Genomic DNA, 16750 nt, shown 5'->3' with positions numbered 1-16750 from the left:
CCCGAAGCAAGGAGTCCCGTGCCAGGCACGAAGAAACTGGTCATCGTCGAGTCGCCCGCGAAGGCCAAGACGATCGGGCAGTACCTCGGCAGCGGCTACGAGGTGCTCGCCTCCGTCGGGCACATCCGTGACCTCGTCGAGCCGAAGAACCTGCCCGCCGACCTCAAGAAGGGGTCGCTCGGCAAGTTCTCCGTCGACGTCGAGAACGGCTTCGAGCCCTACTACGTCGTCTCCGACGCCAAGAAGAAGACGGTCACCGAGCTGAAGCGCGCCCTCAAGGGCGCCGACGAGCTCTACCTCGCGACGGATGAGGACCGCGAGGGCGAGGCCATCGCGTGGCACCTGCTGCAGGAGCTCAAGCCGAAGGTCCCCGTCAAGCGGATGGTGTTCCACGAGATCACCAAGGACGCGATCCAGAAGGCGCAGGAGAACACGCGCGAGCTCGACACGGCCCTCGTCGACGCGCAGGAGACCCGCCGCATCCTCGACCGCCTGTACGGCTACGAGGTCTCGCCGGTGCTCTGGCGCAAGGTCGGGCCCGGGCTCTCCGCCGGTCGCGTGCAGTCCGCCGCGACCCGCCTCGTCGTCGACCGCGAGCGCGAGCGCCTGGCGTTCGTGTCCGCCTCCTACTGGGACCTCACCGCCACCTTCGAGCCCACGGGCGACGCCGTGCCGTTCGTCTCGCGCCTCGTGCGCGTCGACGGCACCCGCGTCGCCAGCGGGCGCGACTTCGACGACCGCGGACAGCTCAAGGGCCAGGCCGTCGCCCTCGACGAGGCCTCGGCCGGCGCGCTCTCGCGGGCGCTCGAGTCGGCCGGGGTCGACGTCGTCGTCTCGTCCGTCGAGTCCAAGCCCTACACGCGCCGCCCAGCGGCGCCCTTCACCACCTCGACCCTGCAGCAGGAGGCGGCGCGCAAGCTCCGGTTCTCCGCCCGCCAGACGATGAGCGTCGCGCAGTCGCTCTACGAGAACGGCCACATCACCTACATGCGGACCGACTCGCCGTCGCTCTCGCAGCAGGCGACCAACGCGGCTCGTTCGCAGGCCGCGTCCCTCTACGGCGCCGACACGGTGCCCGAGAAGCCCCGCGTCTACACGGGCAAGAGCAAGAACGCGCAGGAGGCGCACGAGGCCATCCGCCCCTCCGGCGACACCTTCCGCACGCCGAGCGACATGCAGTCGACCCTGCGGGGCAACGACTGGAAGCTCTACGACCTCATCTGGAAGCGGACGGTCGCCTCGCAGATGGCGGACGCCAAGGGCTCGACGGCGTCCGTCGTCGTCACGGCCACGACCGCGCAGGCCGTGGCGGGCGTCTCCGCCGAGGGCGTCGAGCGCACCGCGGCCGAGTTCGTCGCGACCGGCACCGTCATCACCTTCCGCGGGTTCCTCAACGCCTACGAGGAGGGCCGGGACGAAGACCGGCACGGTGCCGCCGAGGCGGGCGAGGCCAAGCTGCCCCCGCTCACCGAGGGGCAGCAGCTCGCCCTCGACGAGGTCGAGGCCAAGGGCCACGACACCAGCGCCCCGCCGCGCTACACCGAGGCGAGCCTCGTCAAGACGCTCGAGGAGCTCGGCATCGGTCGCCCGTCGACGTACGCGGCGATCATGTCGACGATCGTCGACCGCGGCTACGTCACGCCGCGCGGCACCGCCCTCGTGCCCAACTGGATCGCGTTCTCGGTCGTGCGCCTGCTCGAGGAGTACTTCGGCGACCTCGTGCAGTACGACTTCACGGCGAGCATGGAGGACGACCTCGACCTCATCGCGGGGGGTGACGCCGACCGCGTCGACTGGCTGAACGGCTTCTACTTCGGCAACGACACGCACCGGGGCCTGCGCAAGGTCATCGACAACCTGGGCGAGATCGACGCGCGCGACATCAACTCCATCCCGCTCGGCGAGGGGCTCACCCTGCGCATCGGGCGCTACGGCCCCTACCTCGAGGCGCCCGGCGACGACCCCGAGACGCCGCGGCGGGTCAACGTGCCCGAGGACATGGCCCCCGACGAGCTGACCCCGGCCCGTGCGCGCGAGCTGATCGACGCACCCGTCATCGGCGACCGCGTCGTCGGCGTCAACCCCGAGTCGGGCAAGGAGGTGCTCGCCAAGGACGGCCGCTTCGGCCCGTACGTGACCGAGCGCACCCCGGAGGCGATCGAGGCCGACCCGGCCACGGGCGAGGTCGTCGAGGCCGCCCCCGCCGCTGCCGCCGCGTCCGGCACGACGAAGGCCCCGGCCAAGAAGGCGCCGGCCAAGAAGGCGGCCCCCAAGGAGCGCACCGCGTCGCTGTTCAAGAGCATGAGCGTCGACACCATCGACCTCGAGACGGCCCTCGCGTTGCTCGACCTGCCCCGGACCGTGGGAGTCGACCCCGAGACGGGCGACGAGATCCAGGCCCAGAACGGCCGCTACGGCCCGTACCTGAGGAAGGGCACGGACACCCGGTCGCTCACGAGCGAGGACCAGATCTTCGAGATCGACCTGCCCGGCGCCCTCGAGCTGTACGCGCAGCCCAAGTACGGCGCCAAGCGCGCCAGCAGCGCCCTCGCCGAGTTCGAGGCCGACCCGGTCAGCGGCAAGCCGATCAAGATCAAGGACGGCCGTTTCGGCGCCTACGTCACCGACGGCGAGACGAACGCGACCATCCCGCGCGGCGAGACGGTCGAGGAGGTCGACTTCGAGCGTGCGGTGCAGCTGCTCGCCGACAAGCGGGCGAAGGGGCCGGCCAAGAAGCCCGCCGCCAAGAAGCCGGCCGCGAAGAAGCCCGCCGCCAAGAAGCCGGCGGTCAAGAAGCCGGCCGCCGCGAAGCCGGCCGCGGCCAAGAGCACGACGGCTGCCGCCGCCGCGAAGCCCGCCGCCGCGAAGAAGCCGGCCGCGGCGCGCAAGCCCGCAGCCGGCAGCAAGGCCGCGCCTGCTGCGACGCCGGACGGCGACGCCTCGGGGACGCCGTAGTGGCCGGTCTGTTCATCACCCTCGAGGGCGGCGACGGATCGGGCAAGACGACGCAGGCGGCACTGCTCGAGCAGTGGCTCGTCGAGCAGGGCCGCGTCGTCGTGCGCACGCGCGAGCCCGGGGGCACCGACCTCGGCCTCGAGCTGCGGCAGATCGTGCTGCACCGGCGCGGCCACATCGCGCCGCGGGCCGAGGCGCTCCTCTACGCGGCCGACCGGGCCCACCACGTCGAGACGCTGGTCCGGCCGGCGCTCGACCGGGGCGAGGTCGTGCTCCAGGACAGGTACGTCGACTCGTCCGTGGCCTACCAGGGCGCGGGTCGGGTGCTCGGCGGCGACGAGGTCCGCGAGCTCTCGGCCTGGGCGACGGACGGGCTGACGCCCGACCTCACCGTCCTGCTCGACCTCGACCCGCAGGTCGGCCGCTCGCGCCTCGACGCGGCGCGGACCACCTGGGACAGGCTCGAGGCCGAGGCCGCGGCGTTCCACGGCCGCGTCCGCGACGCCTACCTCGACATCGCGCGCGCCGAGCCCGACCGGTTCCTGGTGGTCGACGCCACCCTGCCGGTGGCCGAGGTCGCCGCCGCCGTCCGTTCGCGCGCCGCCGGCCTGCTCTCCGCGTCGTGAGCGGCTGGGACGGCCTCACGGGCCAGGCCGACGCCGTCGAGCTGCTCAAGGCGGCCGCGTCGGCCGACCCGTCGCGGTCGGCGATGACCCACTCGTGGCTGATCACGGGCCCGCCCGGGTCCGGCCGCTCGAACCTCGCCTACGCCTTCGCGACGGCGCTGCTGTCGCGCGGCCACGACGAGGAGGCGACGAGCCGCCAGGTCGACGCGCGCTCGCACCCGGACCTCGCGGTGCTGAGCACCGAGCGCATCATCATCACCATCGACGAGGTGCGCACCCTCGTGGCGTCCTCGCAGTTCTCGCCGTCGGTCGGCCGGTACCGCGTCGTCGTCATCGAGGACGCCGACCGCATGACGGAGCGCACGAGCAACCTGTTGCTCAAGGCCCTCGAGGAGCCCCCGCCCCGCACGGTCTGGATCCTCTGCGCCCCGAGCGAGGCCGACCTCATCCCCACGATCCGCTCCCGGGTCCGCAGCGTCCGCCTCCGCACGCCCAGCGTCGCCGACGTGGCCGACCTGCTCGAGCGCCGGGACGGCATCGACCACGAGGTCGCGCTCACGGCGGCGCGCGAGGCGCAGAGCCACATCGGCATGGCGCATCGGCTGGCGACGGACGCGGAGGCGCGCGAGCGCCGTCGACGGACCCTCGAGACGGCCCTCGGCATCCGCAGCGTGTCGGACGCGGTGAACGCGGCGACGACGATGCTGGCCGTCGCGGGCGACGACGCCAAGGCGATCACCGAGCAACGCGACGCCCACGAGCGGGCGAGCGCCCTGCGCTCGCTCGGCGTCGAGCCCGGCGGCACCGTGCCCCCGGCGCTCCGCAGCCAGCTCCGCGCCCTCGAGGACGACCAGAAGCGCCGGGCGACCCGCAGCCTCCGCGACGGCATCGACCGCATCCTCGTCGACCTGCTCTCGCTCTACCGCGACGTCCTGCTGCTGCACCTCGGGGTCGGCGAGGAGCCGATCAACCAGAGCATCCGGCCGCGGCTCGACGAGGCCACGGCCACCTCGACGCCCGCGAGCACGCTCGCCGTGATGGACGCGGTCGCCGTCGCCCGTCGCCGCATCGAGTCGAACGTCGCCCCGGCCCTCGCGCTCGAGGCCATGCTCGTCGCCGTCAGCCGACACGCGGTCAGGTGAGGCAAGATGGCGGCATGACCGACCCGACTGCCGCCCCGGGCTTGCGTGAGCGCAAGCGCCTGGCCACCCGACGGGCCATCCAGCTCTCCGTCCTCGACCTGATCAGCGAGGAGGGGCTGGACGCCGTCACCGTCGACATGATCAGCCGACGGGCCGACGTGTCGCCGCGCACGTTCTTCAACTACTTCACGTCGAAGGAGGAGGCCGTCGTCGGCGACCTCCCCGAGCTGCCCGAGGGCGAATCGGTCGACCGGTTCCTCGGCGCGCACGACGAGCCCGTCCTCGACGGTCTCATCCGCCTCCTCGACGAGGCCGTGGTGACGGCGACGTTCGACCGCGAGCTCGTGCAGCGACGCCGCGTGGTGCTCCGCAGCCACCCCGACCTGCTCGCGCGCCGGATCGCCTCGACCCGTGTGCTGGAGGACCGCCTCACCGGCATCGTCGCGCGCCGTCTCGCGTCGGCACCCGGCCGGGCCGCCGACGCGACGGAGGAGTCCGACCTCAGCAGCGCGCACCTGCTCACCCTGGTGGCCATCGCGGCGCTGCGGCACGCGTGGGGCGAGTGGATCGACGACGACGACGTGGACCACGCCACCGACCACCGCTACGGCCTCCGCGCGCGCATGGAGGGCTCGTTCGCCGAGCTCGGCCGCGTCGTGACGCGACAGGTCTGAGAATCCGCTACAGTAGGTGATCGTGCCGCGAGGCACGGGTTCTCGAGATCGTCGAGATCCGCCGCTTTAGCTCAGTCGGCAGAGCGTCTCACTCGTAATGAGAAGGTCTGGGGTTCGATTCCCCAAAGCGGCTCCCACGAAGGCCCGGTCCCCACGGACCGGGCCTTCTCCCGTCGCGGCACGCGCATCCCGTCCCGCACCGCCTGCCCGGCCACCTGGTAGACAGGCACCATGAGCATCCGATGGGGCATCCTCGGCGCCGGCAGCATCGCTGGCACCTTCGTCGACGACCTGACCGGGGCGGGCCTGACGGTCACGGCCGTCGGGTCGCGCGACCTGGCCAAGGCCCGCGGCTTCGCCGACGAGCACGGCGTGCCGACGGCGCACGGCAGCTACGACGACCTCGTGGCCGACCCCGAGGTCGACGCCGTCTACGTGGCGACCCCGCACGTGTTCCACGAGCAGCACGCCCTCCTGGCGATCCGGGCGGGCAAGCACGTGCTCGTCGAGAAGCCCTTCACGGTCGACGTCGGCGAGGCCGAGCGCGTGCTGTCCGCCGCCCGCGAGGCCGGCGTGGTCGTGCTCGAGGCCATGTGGACCCGCTACCTGCCGCAGCAGGTGCGGCTCCGCGAGGTCGTGGCGAGCGGCGTCGTCGGCGAGCTGCGCCTGCTCACCGCGGCCCACATGCAGTCGCTGCCGACCGACCCCCGGCACCGCCTCAACGACCCCGCCCTGGGCGGCGGCGCCCTGCTCGACCTCGGCGTCTACCCCGTGTCGTTCGCGCACGACCTGCTCGGCCCCGTCGACGCCGTCGCCGCGACCGCGGTGCTGAGCGACCAGGGCGTCGACGTGCGCACCGGCGTCACGCTGTGGCACGCGAACGGCGCGACCTCCGCCCTGTTCTGCGCGCTGGACACGGCGGGGCACAACGACGCGGTGCTGCACGGCAGCGAGGGCCGCATCGAGATCGACGCGACCTTCTACTCGCCCGGCGGCTTCACCGTCCTCGATGCCGACGGCGGCGTCGTCGAGCGCTGGGACTCGCCCGAGGACGGCCTGCGCGGCATGCACCATCAGGCGCTCGAGCTCGCCCGCGTCGTCGAGGCCGGCGAGACCGAGAGCCCCGTGCTCACCTCGGCCGACGTCGTGGCCGTGATGGCCACCATGGACGAGGTCCGTCGACAGGTCGGCGTGCACTACCCCGAGAGCTGAGGAGGCGCGGGCGCGGCCCCGGGGCGGGCCCGCGTTTCGTAGGATGTCCTGGATGAGCGAGCAGGACGCGACCCCCGACCCGAGCCGGCAGGACGACACCGGGCAGCCGCGCGGCCTCCGCGGCTCGGTCGGCCGCCTCCTCCGCGACCGCCCGCGGACGACCCTCGTGACGGCCGGCGTGCTGGTCCTCGCCCTGCTCGGCGGCGGCGCCGTGGCCGCTGGCGCGGCGACGGCGCCCGCCGGGGCACCGGTCGCGGGCCCGACCGCCGAGGCCGACGACGTGCCCGAGGTCGTCGTCACGGTCACGCCCGACCCCACCGCCGCCCCGGATCCGCAGCGCGCCGCCCCCGCGGCCGTGCCGCCCGCCGTCAAGCTGCGCACCTGCTCCGTCGCGGCGGCGGCGGCCGACCCCCGGCTCGCGCAGTTCGAGGGCACGGTCGTCAACGCCGCGACCGGCGAGGTCCTCTTCGACCGCGACGGCTCCACCCCGGCCCGCACCGGCAGTGTGCTCAAGACGCTCACGAGCGCCGTCGCGCTGTCCGTCCTGGGCGCCGACCACCGCCTCACGACGCAGGTCACCGGCGACCCGGGCAGCGGCTCGATCGCGCTGGTGGGCGGGGGCGACCCGACGCTCAGCGCGACCGGTCGCAGCGTCTACGCGGGCGCGCCCACCCTGGGCGACCTCGCCGGCCAGGTCGCGGCCTCCCTGGGCGGCCAGCCCGTCTCGCAGATCACCCTCGACGCGACCTGGTGGAGCCAGGCCGACAAGTGGGACCCGTCGTGGAAGCGCACCGAGCAGACCATCGGCTACCACAGCGAGGTGACGGCGCTGATGGTCGACGGCGACCGGGCCGACCCGGCGGCCGCGACCAGCCCGCGCAGCACCGACCCGGTGAACCGGGCCGGTGAGGCGTTCCGGTCGGCGCTCGTCGCCGCCGGGGTGTCCGGCGCCGCGACCGCGTCGATGAGCCAGGGCAGCTCGAGCAGCGCCACCGTGCTGGGCTCGGTGCGGTCGCAGCCCGTCTCGACCCTGATCGGGCAGATGCTCCCGACCTCCGACAACACCCTGGCCGAGATGCTGGCGCGGGCCTCGTCGCGCGAGTCGGGCGCGGACGGGTCCGCCGCCTCCTTGACGGCCCTGTACCGGTCCGTCCTCGGCGGCACCTACGGCCTCGACGCCTCGTCCGTCACGATCGTCGACGGCTCGGGGCTCAGCGAGAACGACGCCGTGCCGTCGACGTTCGTGGCCCGGCTCATGGTCCAGGTGCGCGACCGGGCCCAGGGGCTGGGGGTCGTCTACGACGCGCTGCCGATCTCGGGCCGCACCGGCACCCTGGCCTCCCGCTTCACGGGGTCGAACGCCGACGCGCGCGGCGCGGTGCACGCCAAGACCGGCTGGATCGACACCGCCTACACCCTCGCCGGGTCGATCGACTCGGCCGACGGCACGCCCCTGACCTTCGCGTTCTACGCGATCGGGCCGGTGCAGGACAACGCGCGCAGCGCGCTCGACACCCTCACCGCGTCGGTCCGGCGCTGCGGGAACTCCCTCTCGAACAGCTGACCCGCCGGGCGCGTCGGGGGTCGATCGACGAAGATGGAGGCATGACCACCGCGCTCTTCGTCATCGACGTCCAGAACGACTTCACCGAGGGAGGCGCCCTCGCCGTCACCGGGGGAGCGAGCGTCGCCGCCCGGGTCACCGAGCACTTGAGGCAGCACGCGGGTCGCTACGACGTGGTCGTCGCGAGCCGCGACTGGCACGACGACGAGGGCGACAACGGCGGGCACTTCTCGCCCTCGCCCGACTACGTGGACAGCTGGCCGCCGCACTGCGTCCGGGGCACGACGGGGGCCGAGTACCACCCCGACCTCGACGCGTCGCTCGTCGACGAGCACGTGCTCAAGGGCACGGGCAGCCCCGCGTACTCGATTTTCGAGGCCGCCACCGGGTCGGGCGAGTCGCTCGCCGACCTCGTGGCGCGCCGCGGCGTCACCGACGTCGACGTCGTCGGCCTGGCCACCGACCACTGCGTGCGGGCCTCGGCCCTCGACGCGGCCCGTGCCGGCCTGCACGTCCGGGTCCTCACCGACCTCGTCGCCGGCGTCGCCGAGGGGCCGAGCGAGGCCGCCCTCGACGAGCTGCGGGCCGCCGGCGTCGAAACGGTGCGCTCGTGAGCGCCGCCGACGAGGCGCGCGTCCTCGCGGCCGTCCCGACCGGGCTGTTCGTCGACGGCGAGTGGGGGCCCGCCGCGTCGGGCCGCACCTTCGACGTGCGCGACCCGTCCACCGGCGAGGTCGTCGCCTCCGTGGCCGACGCGGACGCCTCCGACGGCCTGCGGGCGCTCGACGCCGCCGCGGCCGCGCAGGCCGCCTGGGCGGCGATCCCGCCCCGCACGAGGTCCGACGTGCTGCGCCGGGCCTTCGACCTGCTGCGCGAGCGCGCCGACGACCTCGCGCTGCTCATGACGCTCGAGATGGGCAAGCTGCTCGCCGAGTCGCGCGGCGAGGTCGCCTACGGCTCCGAGTTCGTCCGCTGGGCCAGCGAGGAGGCGGTGCGCGTCTCGGGCCGGTACGGCACGAACCCCGAGGGCACCGGTCGCACGATCGTGCTCAAGCGCCCCGTGGGCCCCTGCCTGCTCATCACGCCGTGGAACTTCCCCCTCGCGATGGCGACGCGCAAGATCGCCCCGGCGCTGGCCGCCGGCTGCACCGTCGTGGTGAAGCCCGCCGACCTCACGCCGCTGACCACCCTCGCCTTCGTCGCGATCCTCGCGGAGGCGGGGGTGCCCGACGGGGTCGTCAACGTCGTGACGACGACCTCGGCCGGCGAGGTGTGCGAGCCGATCATCCGCGACCCGCGGCTGCGCAAGCTGAGCTTCACGGGCTCGACGCCGGTCGGCTCCACGCTGCTGGCGCAGGCGTCCGAGCGGGTGCTCCGCACCTCGATGGAGCTCGGCGGCAACGCGCCGTTCCTCGTCTTCGACGACGCCGACCTCGACGCCGCGGTCGAGGGCGCCCTGCTGGCGAAGTTCCGCAACGTCGGCCAGGCGTGCACCGCCGCCAACCGGTTCCTCGTGCACGAGGCCGTGTCCGACGAGTTCGTCCGGCGCGTCACCGACCGCGTCGAGGCCATGACGCTCGGCCGCGGCACCGACGACGGCGTCGACGTCGGGCCGCTCATCGACGACCGGGCCGTGGCCAAGGCCGAGCACCTCGTCGCCGACGCCGTGTCGCGGGGCGCCGTGGTGCGCACCGGCGGCTCCCGCGGGGGCGGCACCGGCACGTTCTTCGAGCCCACCGTGCTCGACGGGGTGCAGCCCGGCAGCGAGCTGCTCACCGCCGAGATCTTCGGCCCGGTGCTCGCGGTGAGCACCTTCGCCGACGAGGAGGAGGCGGTGCGGCAGGCGAACGACACCGAGTTCGGCCTCGTGGCCTACGCCTTCACCCGCGACCTGGCCCGGGGCCAGCGTCTCGCCGAGACGCTGGAGACCGGCATGCTCGGGCTCAACGTCGGCGTCGTCTCGAACGCGTCGGCGCCGTTCGGCGGCGTCAAGGCGTCGGGCCTCGGTCGCGAGGGCGGCCTGGAGGGCATCCAGGAGTACCTCGAGACCGTCTACCTCATGACCCCCGACCCGTTCGCCGCATGAGCGCCGAGCAGCTGCGGTCGAGCACGCCGTCCGACCGGCCCCGCCTCCGCGCGGGCGTCGTCGGCTACGGCCTCGCCGGCCGCGTCTTCCACGCCCCGCTCCTGGCCGCCGACGACGCGTGGGAGCTCGCCGCCGTCGTCACCCGCGACGCCGACCGTGCCGAGCAGGCCCGGGCGGCCCACTCCGGGGTCGAGGTCGTGCCGTCGGCCCGCGACCTCGACGGCCTCGGCCTCGACCTCGTCGTCGTGGCGACGCCGAACGCGACGCACGCCGACGTCGCGGCCGACGCCCTGCGCGCCGGGTCCGCGGTGGTGGTCGACAAGCCCGTGGCGACCACCGCCTCCTCCGCCCGTCAGCTGGTCGAGCTGGCCGAGTCCCTCGGCCGGCCCCTCACCGTCTACCAGAACCGTCGGTGGGACGGCGACTTCCTCACGGCCTCGCGCCTGGTGAGCATCGGCGTGCTGGGCGACGTGCACACCTTCGAGTCGCGGTTCACGCCGTGGAAGACCGCGAACCGCGCGGGCTGGAAGTCGGAGGCGACGAGCGAGCAGGGCGGCGGGGTGCTCTTCGACCTCGGCCCGCACCTGGTCGACCAGGCGCTGCAGCTCTTCGGCCCCGTGGTCGACGTGCACGCCGAGATCGCCCGGCGCCGGCCCTCGGGCGCCGCGGACGACGACGTGTTCCTGTCGCTGCGGCACGCCGGCGGCGTCCGCTCGCGGCTCTGGATGAGCCACGTCGACGCGCAGCCCGGTCCGCGCCTGCGGGTGCTGGGCACGGCGGGCGCCTACGTCGTCGACGGCCTCGACCCGCAGGAGGCGCAGCTCGCCTCGGGCACGTCGCCTCGCGATCCCGGCTACGGCCGGGTCCCCGACGGGCGGCACGGCCTCGTCGGCGTGGGCGCCGACGCGCGGCCCGAGCCCACCGATCCGGGGCGGTACCCGCTCTTCTACGAGCAGCTCGCCCGGGCGCTGCACGGCGACGGGCCGCTGCCGGTCGACCCGCGCGACGCCGTGGCGGCGCTCGAGGTGATCGAGGCGGCGCGGGAGGCGGCGCGCGCCTCCTGACCCGCGCCTCCTGACCTGCGCCTCCTGACCCGCGCGCGCCGCCGCGAGGGCTAGACGAGCAGCTGGTGCTTGGCGAGGTCCTTGTACAGCGGGGTGCTCTCGACCAGCTCGGAGTGCGTGCCGACGCCGACGACGCGACCGCCGTCGACGACGACGATCTGGTCGCTGTCGACCACCGTCGAGAGCCGGTGTGCGATGACGATCAGCGTGCGCCCCTCGGCCACGGCGTCGATGGCCTCGCGCAGGCGCTGCTCGTTGAGGCCGTCGAGGCTCGAGGTCGACTCGTCGAGCAGCAGCAGCGGCGGGGCCGACAGCAGCGTGCGGGCGATCGCCAGCCGCTGGCGCTCGCCGCCCGAGAGCAGCACGCCGTCCTCGCCGACCTGGGCGTCGAGGCCGAGCTCGCCCCGCTCGAGCACGGCGGTGAGGTTCACGGCCTCGAGCACGCGGCGGCAGTCGTCGTCCGTGGCCTCGGGCGACCCGAGCGTCAGGTTGTCCCTGATGGTGCCGGCGAGCACCGCGGCGTCCTGCTCGACGTAGCCGATCTGCGAGCGCAGGTCGACGCGGTCCAGCGCCCGCACGTCGACGCCGCCGAGCCGGACGACGCCCGAGGTCGGGTCGTAGAAGCGCTCGATCAGGGCGAGGATGGTGCTCTTGCCGGCGCCGGACGGGCCGACCAGGGCGGTGCGCTTGCCCGCCGGGGCCGAGAACGTCACCCCGCGCAGCACGGTGAGGTCGTCGTCGGCGTCGCCCCGGGGCCGCGTCGCGCCGCCCTCGGCGACGGCCGGTGCGTCGGGGTAGCGGAAGTGCACGTCGTCGAACCGGATCGCCGCGTCGGTCTCGACGCGGGCGTCGTCGCCGAGCCCCGCGGCCGTCGCGGCGTCGCCGTCGGTCTCGCGGGGGAGGTCGAGGATCTCCTGGATGCGGCCCAGCGCGCCGAGGGCCTGGTTGACGCTGAGCACGGCGCCCATCGCCTGCCCGAGCGGCATGATCATGAGGAACAGGAACAGGATGAACGACACGAGCGAGGCGATGGTGATGGTGCCGCTGGCGACGCGGAACCCGCCCACGCCGAGCACCACCAGGAACGACGCCTGAAGGGCGACGGAGGCGATGGGCACGACGAGCGCCGAGATGCGGGCGACCTCGAGGCCGCGCCGGTAGGCGCCCTCGGCGTCGGCCTGGACGCCGACGATCTCGCGCTCGGCGGCGCCGCTGGCCCGGATGGTGCGCACCGAGCTGATCGAGCGCTCGACGGCGGCGGTCAGGTCGCCGACCTTCTCCTGAGCCCGGCGGCTGGCGACGCGGATGCGGCCCGAGAGCAGCACGACGACGGCCACCGACACGGCGACCACGAGCACGGTCAGGCCGAGCAGCACGGGGTCGATGAGGAACATGCCGACGAGCGCCCCGACGAAGGTGAGCGAGCCGCCGATGGCCTCGACGAGGCCCTGCGTCAGCACGGCGCGGAGCAGCGTCGTGTCGCTGCCGACCCGCGAGACCAGGTCGCCGGTGCGCCGACGGTCGAACTCGCTGACGGGGAGGTGCAGCAGCTGTGCGACGAGACGGCGCCGGCTCGAGAGCACGACGCCCTCTCCGGTGCGCTGCAGCAGGTAGTGCTGGAACCCGCTGAGCAGGCCGGCCACCACGACGAGGGCGACGAGGGCCCAGACGAGCCGGCCGAGCGTCTCGCCCTGCTGGACGAGGGTGATGACGCGGCTGACGAGCAGGGGCTGCCCCAGGGAGGCGGCGGCGCCGAGCACGCTGAGCACGATGATGACGGCCATCACGCCCTTGTGCTCGACGAGGTAGGGGACCAGCTGGCGGAACGTGGCGCGCGGCCCGTCGGGCTCGCCGCGACCACGTCCGGACCGGCCGCCGCGGCCGCCGCGGCCGCCGCGGAGACCCGCACCGCCGCGCGGACCCCGCCCCGTGGCCCCGGCCGGCCCGTCGCCCTTCGCGCCCGGTGCCGGGGAGCCGCCGGGCGCCTCCTCGGGGGCGGGGGACGACGCGGATCGAGTGCTCGTGTCGGAGCTCATGGTGCCTCTCGGGACAGGTCGTGGCGGATCGCCTCGACCACGGTACTTCGTCCCGCCCCGGGCAGGCTGCGCCCCGGCTGGCAAGCGTCGGGTCAGCCGGCCGTGTCGTACTCCACGTGCTTCGTCTCGCGGCTGAGGAGCAGCGCCACCAGGGTCAGCACGGCCATCGACGACAGGTAGAGGCCGACGAGCCACGTGCTGCCGCCGGCCGCCTGCCACAGGGCGACGGCGATGAAGGGGGCGACGGCCGCGCCGAGGATGCTGGCGACGTTGTAGCTGATCGCCGAGCCGGTGTAGCGCACGCTCGTCGGGAACAGCTCGGGGAGCACCGCGCCCATCGGCCCGAAGGTGAGGCCCATCAGGGTGAACCCGACGATGAGCAGCGCCTGCGCCCCCAGCTGGCCGGCCGCGAAGAACGGGGCGAACGAGAAGCCGAAGAGCAGGATCGCGGTCGTCACGCCGATCAGCAGCGCGCGGCGGCCGAATCGCTCCGCCAGGGGCCCCGACACCAGCGTGAAGACGCCGAAGAACACGCAGCCGAAGATCAGCATGAGCAGGAACTCGGTGCGCTCGATCCCGAGCCCGGGGGCGTCGCCCGACGCCTCGGCGGTGCCGTAGGTGAGCGTGAAGGTGGTCATCAGGTAGAAGAGCGTGTAGGTGGCCAGCATGATGAACGTGCCGAGGATCAGCGGGCGCCAGCTGGTCGAGAAGACGCGCGCCAGGGGCAGCTTCGCGACGTTGCCGGAGTCGACCACGGCCTGGAACGCGGGCGTCTCGATGAGCTTGAAGCGCACGTAGAGGCCGATGATCACGAGCAGGGCGCTGGCCAGGAACGGCACGCGCCAGCCCCAGCTGAGGAACTGCTCGTCGGTCAGGTTCGCGCCCAGGACGATGAACACGAGGTTGGCGATGATGAAGCCGATGGGGGCGCCCAGCTGCGGGAACGTGCCCCAGATGGCACGGCGTCCCGCGGGGGCGTTCTCGGTCGCGAGCAGCGCGGCGCCGCTCCACTCGCCGCCGAGGCCGAGGCCCTGGCAGAAGCGCAGCACGACGAGGCACGCGGGGCCCGCGACGGCCCAGCCGGGCGTGGTGCCGGCGGGGACGCAGCCGATCAGCACGGTGGCGACGCCCATCGTGAGCAGCGACGCCACGAGGGTGCCCTTGCGGCCGATGCGGTCGCCGAAGTGGCCGAACACGATCGAGCCGACCGGGCGCGCGATGAACGCGACGCCGAAGACCGCGAAGGAGGCGAGACGAGCGACGGCCGGGTCGTCGTTCGCGAAGAAGATGGTCGGGAACACGAGCACGGCCGCCGTCGCGTAGACGTAGAAGTCGTAGAACTCGATGGAGGTGCCGACGAGGCTCGCGACGACGACGCGCGAGCGCTTGTTGACGGGAGGGGCGGAGGAGGTCGACGAGGCGACGGTGCTGCGGGACATGCGGGGACTCCGGGCGGCGGGGAGCGGACGAGGGTCGGCGGCCTCGACGAGTCCGGTGCGAGATGGGCACGGGGGAGTCGGAGGCGAGGACGCGTCGGCCGTGATCGGCAGGTCGCGCGGGGGCCGTGGTGCGTGGTGCGAGGGGCGGCCGCTCGTGACGGCCGTCGCCCATCGTACCTCGCCGGTGCAGCCTCGCCGATGCCCTCTCGTCGGTGCCGCCCTCGTCGGTGCCGTCGTCGCCGGTGCCCCCTCGTCGGCGCCGTCGTCGCGGGGGCCCGCCGCCGGGTCAGCCGGCGTCGTGCAGCCGGTCGGGCAGCTCGTGCCCCATGCGGTCGCGCTTGGTGTCGAGGTACCCCTCGTTGAACGCGCCGACGCCGACGACGAGGGGCACGGAGTCGAGCACCTCGATGCCGTGCTGCACGAGCTGGCGACGCTTGTCGGGGTTGTTGCTGAGCAGGTGGACCGACGTCACGCCGAGGTCGCGCAGCATGTCGGCCGCGGCGCCGTACTGGCGCGAGTCGGCGGGCAGCCCCAGCGCCAGGTTGGCGTCGAGGGTGTCGAGGCCGTCCTCCTGCAGGCGGTAGGCCCGCAGCTTGTTGATCAGGCCGATGCCGCGGCCCTCGTGCCCGCGGAGGTACACGACGACGCCCCCGTGCTCGTGGATGGTGTCGAGCGCCGCGTCGAGCTGCGGACCGCACTCGCACTTGAGCGACCCGAAGGCCTCGCCCGTGAGGCACTCGGAGTGCACGCGGACGAGCGAGCCCGGCCCCGGGGCGGTGCCGTCGGGGCGCGAGGCGACGATCGCGAGGTGGTCGGCGCCGGTCTCGACGTCGGTGTAGGCGCGCACGCGGAACGTGCCGTGCGTGGTGGGGACGGTGGTCTCGACCTCGAAGGTGACGTGGGACTCGGTCATGGGGTGCTCCCGGTGTCGTCGCGGGCCACGATCAGGAGGTCGGTGCCGAGCGGGGTGACGGAGGCGACGCGGAGGCGTCGCTGGTCGTCGACGGACGCGACCCCGAGGTCGTCGAGCGCGGTGCGCGGTCCGCCGATCAGGGTCGGTGCGAGGTAGACGAGGTAGTCGTCGACGAGCCCGGCGCGGACGAACGCGCTCGCGGTCGTCGGGCCGCCCTCGACGAGCACGCTGCGGACTCCCCGCCGCCACAGCTCGTCGAGCGCCGCCGCGGGGTCGTGCCCGGCGACCTGCACGAGCTCGCGGGGGTGGCGGTGCAGCCGGGCGTCGGCGGGCACGGGGCGGTCGCCCACGACGACCGGCACGGGCTGGTCGGCGAGCAGCTCGCCGGCGTCGCCGCGGGCCGTGAGGCTCGGGTCGTCGGCCAGCACGGTGCCCGTGCCGACGAGGATCGCGTCGTGGTCGGCCCGCACCTCGTGCACGTGCTGACGCGCGGCCGTGCCCGTGATCCAGCGGCTGCTGCCGTCCGCGGCCGCCGCCCGGCCGTCGAGGCTCGACGCCCACTTGACGGTGACGAAGGGCCGGCCGGTGCGCGCGGGGACGAGCCAGCGGCGGACGAGCTCGGCGGCCTCGTCGGCGAGGACGCCCCGCTCGACGGCGACGCCGGCCCCGAGGAGGCGCGCCCCGCCCCCCGAGGACTCGTCGCCGGGGTCGTCGACCGCGTACACGACCCGCGCGACGCCCGCCGCGAGCAGCGCCTCGCTGCACGGCCCGGTGCGGCCGGTGTGGTCGCACGGCTCGAGGGTGACGACCGCGGTGAGCCCGCGGGCCTCGTCCGCGCCGAGCCGGGAGAGCGCGTCGACCTCGGCGTGCGGGGTGCCCGCCCCGCGGTGCCACCCCTCGGCCACGGTGCGGCCGTCGGGAGCGAGGAGCACGCAGCCCACCTGCGGGTTGACCCCGCGCGCGGGACCCCGTGCGGCGAGCTCGAGCGCTCGGCGCATGGCCGCCTCGACGGTCGCGTCGTCGACCGTCGTGGCGCCGG

At 74.2% G+C, this 16750-nt stretch carries 12 protein-coding genes, 1 tRNA gene and 1 pseudogene; 10 read left to right on the top strand and 4 right to left on the bottom strand.

What is annotated here, in order from left to right:
- Positions 1 to 18 precede the first annotated feature (18 nt).
- The 10 genes from topA (at position 19) to FHR78_RS03810 (ending at position 11323) form a co-directional block, all read left to right on the top strand.
- Entirely contained in the window at positions 19 to 2955 is a 2937-nt protein-coding gene (gene topA, locus FHR78_RS03855) for a type I DNA topoisomerase (RefSeq protein WP_166759161.1), read from the top strand.
- Positions 2955 to 3581 (top strand): dTMP kinase, encoded by a 627-nt coding sequence (gene tmk / locus FHR78_RS03850; RefSeq protein ID WP_166759160.1) that lies wholly within the window; start codon positions 2955 to 2957, stop codon positions 3579 to 3581. Before topA ends, tmk begins: the two co-directional genes overlap by 1 nt.
- Complete coding sequence (locus tag FHR78_RS03845) at positions 3578 to 4723, top strand: DNA polymerase III subunit delta' (protein ID WP_166759159.1); 1146 nt, start codon at positions 3578 to 3580, stop codon at positions 4721 to 4723. Before tmk ends, FHR78_RS03845 begins: the two co-directional genes overlap by 4 nt.
- Before the next feature lie 14 nt (positions 4724 to 4737).
- A complete protein-coding gene (locus FHR78_RS03840) occupies positions 4738 to 5397 on the top strand; it encodes a TetR/AcrR family transcriptional regulator (protein ID WP_166759158.1) in 660 nt (219 codons plus the stop codon).
- 60 nt (positions 5398 to 5457) lie between these two features.
- Positions 5458 to 5530, top strand: a tRNA-Thr gene (locus FHR78_RS03835).
- A gap of 98 nt (positions 5531 to 5628) precedes the next feature.
- A complete protein-coding gene (locus FHR78_RS03830) occupies positions 5629 to 6609 on the top strand; it encodes a Gfo/Idh/MocA family protein (RefSeq protein ID WP_166759157.1) in 981 nt (326 codons plus the stop codon).
- A 52-nt stretch (positions 6610 to 6661) separates the two neighbouring features.
- Entirely contained in the window at positions 6662 to 8173 is a 1512-nt protein-coding gene (dacB, locus tag FHR78_RS03825; protein ID WP_166759156.1) for a D-alanyl-D-alanine carboxypeptidase/D-alanyl-D-alanine endopeptidase, read from the top strand.
- 41 nt (positions 8174 to 8214) lie between these two features.
- Positions 8215 to 8787 carry an isochorismatase family protein gene (locus FHR78_RS03820; RefSeq protein ID WP_166759155.1) on the top strand — a complete coding sequence of 191 codons (573 nt, stop codon included), beginning with the start codon at positions 8215 to 8217 and terminating at the stop codon, positions 8785 to 8787.
- On the top strand, positions 8784 to 10259 hold the full coding sequence (locus FHR78_RS03815) for an aldehyde dehydrogenase family protein (protein WP_166759154.1): 1476 nt from the start codon (positions 8784 to 8786) through the stop codon (positions 10257 to 10259). Before FHR78_RS03820 ends, FHR78_RS03815 begins: the two co-directional genes overlap by 4 nt.
- Positions 10256 to 11323, top strand: a complete 1068-nt coding sequence (locus tag FHR78_RS03810; RefSeq protein ID WP_166759153.1) for a Gfo/Idh/MocA family oxidoreductase — start codon at positions 10256 to 10258, stop codon at positions 11321 to 11323. The genes FHR78_RS03815 and FHR78_RS03810 overlap by 4 nt, the downstream gene beginning before the upstream one ends.
- A 50-nt stretch (positions 11324 to 11373) precedes the next feature.
- Here the strand turns inward: FHR78_RS03810 and FHR78_RS03805 are convergent, their stop codons facing one another.
- From FHR78_RS03805 to ribD, 4 genes and pseudogenes are all read right to left on the bottom strand, one after another.
- Positions 11374 to 13359, bottom strand: coding sequence for an ABC transporter ATP-binding protein (locus FHR78_RS03805; RefSeq protein WP_166759152.1), 1986 nt, complete (start codon positions 13357 to 13359; stop codon positions 11374 to 11376).
- 92 nt (positions 13360 to 13451) lie between these two features.
- A complete protein-coding gene (locus FHR78_RS03800) occupies positions 13452 to 14798 on the bottom strand; it encodes an MFS transporter (RefSeq protein ID WP_166759151.1) in 1347 nt (448 codons plus the stop codon).
- A gap of 286 nt (positions 14799 to 15084) precedes the next feature.
- Positions 15085 to 15702: pseudogene (gene ribA, locus FHR78_RS03795) on the bottom strand (GTP cyclohydrolase II); the annotation flags it as partial.
- A gap of 5 nt (positions 15703 to 15707) precedes the next feature.
- On the bottom strand, positions 15708 to 16709 hold the full coding sequence (ribD, locus tag FHR78_RS03790; RefSeq protein ID WP_166759690.1) for a bifunctional diaminohydroxyphosphoribosylaminopyrimidine deaminase/5-amino-6-(5-phosphoribosylamino)uracil reductase RibD: 1002 nt from the start codon (positions 16707 to 16709) through the stop codon (positions 15708 to 15710).
- Positions 16710 to 16750: the final 41 nt, after the last annotated feature.

Source organism: Frigoribacterium faeni (assembly GCF_011761235.1).
Classification (GTDB): Bacteria; Actinomycetota; Actinomycetes; order Actinomycetales; family Microbacteriaceae; genus Frigoribacterium; species Frigoribacterium faeni_A.
Note: the sequence above shows the minus strand (reverse complement) of the source record. Positions and strands in the feature narration are given on the sequence as shown.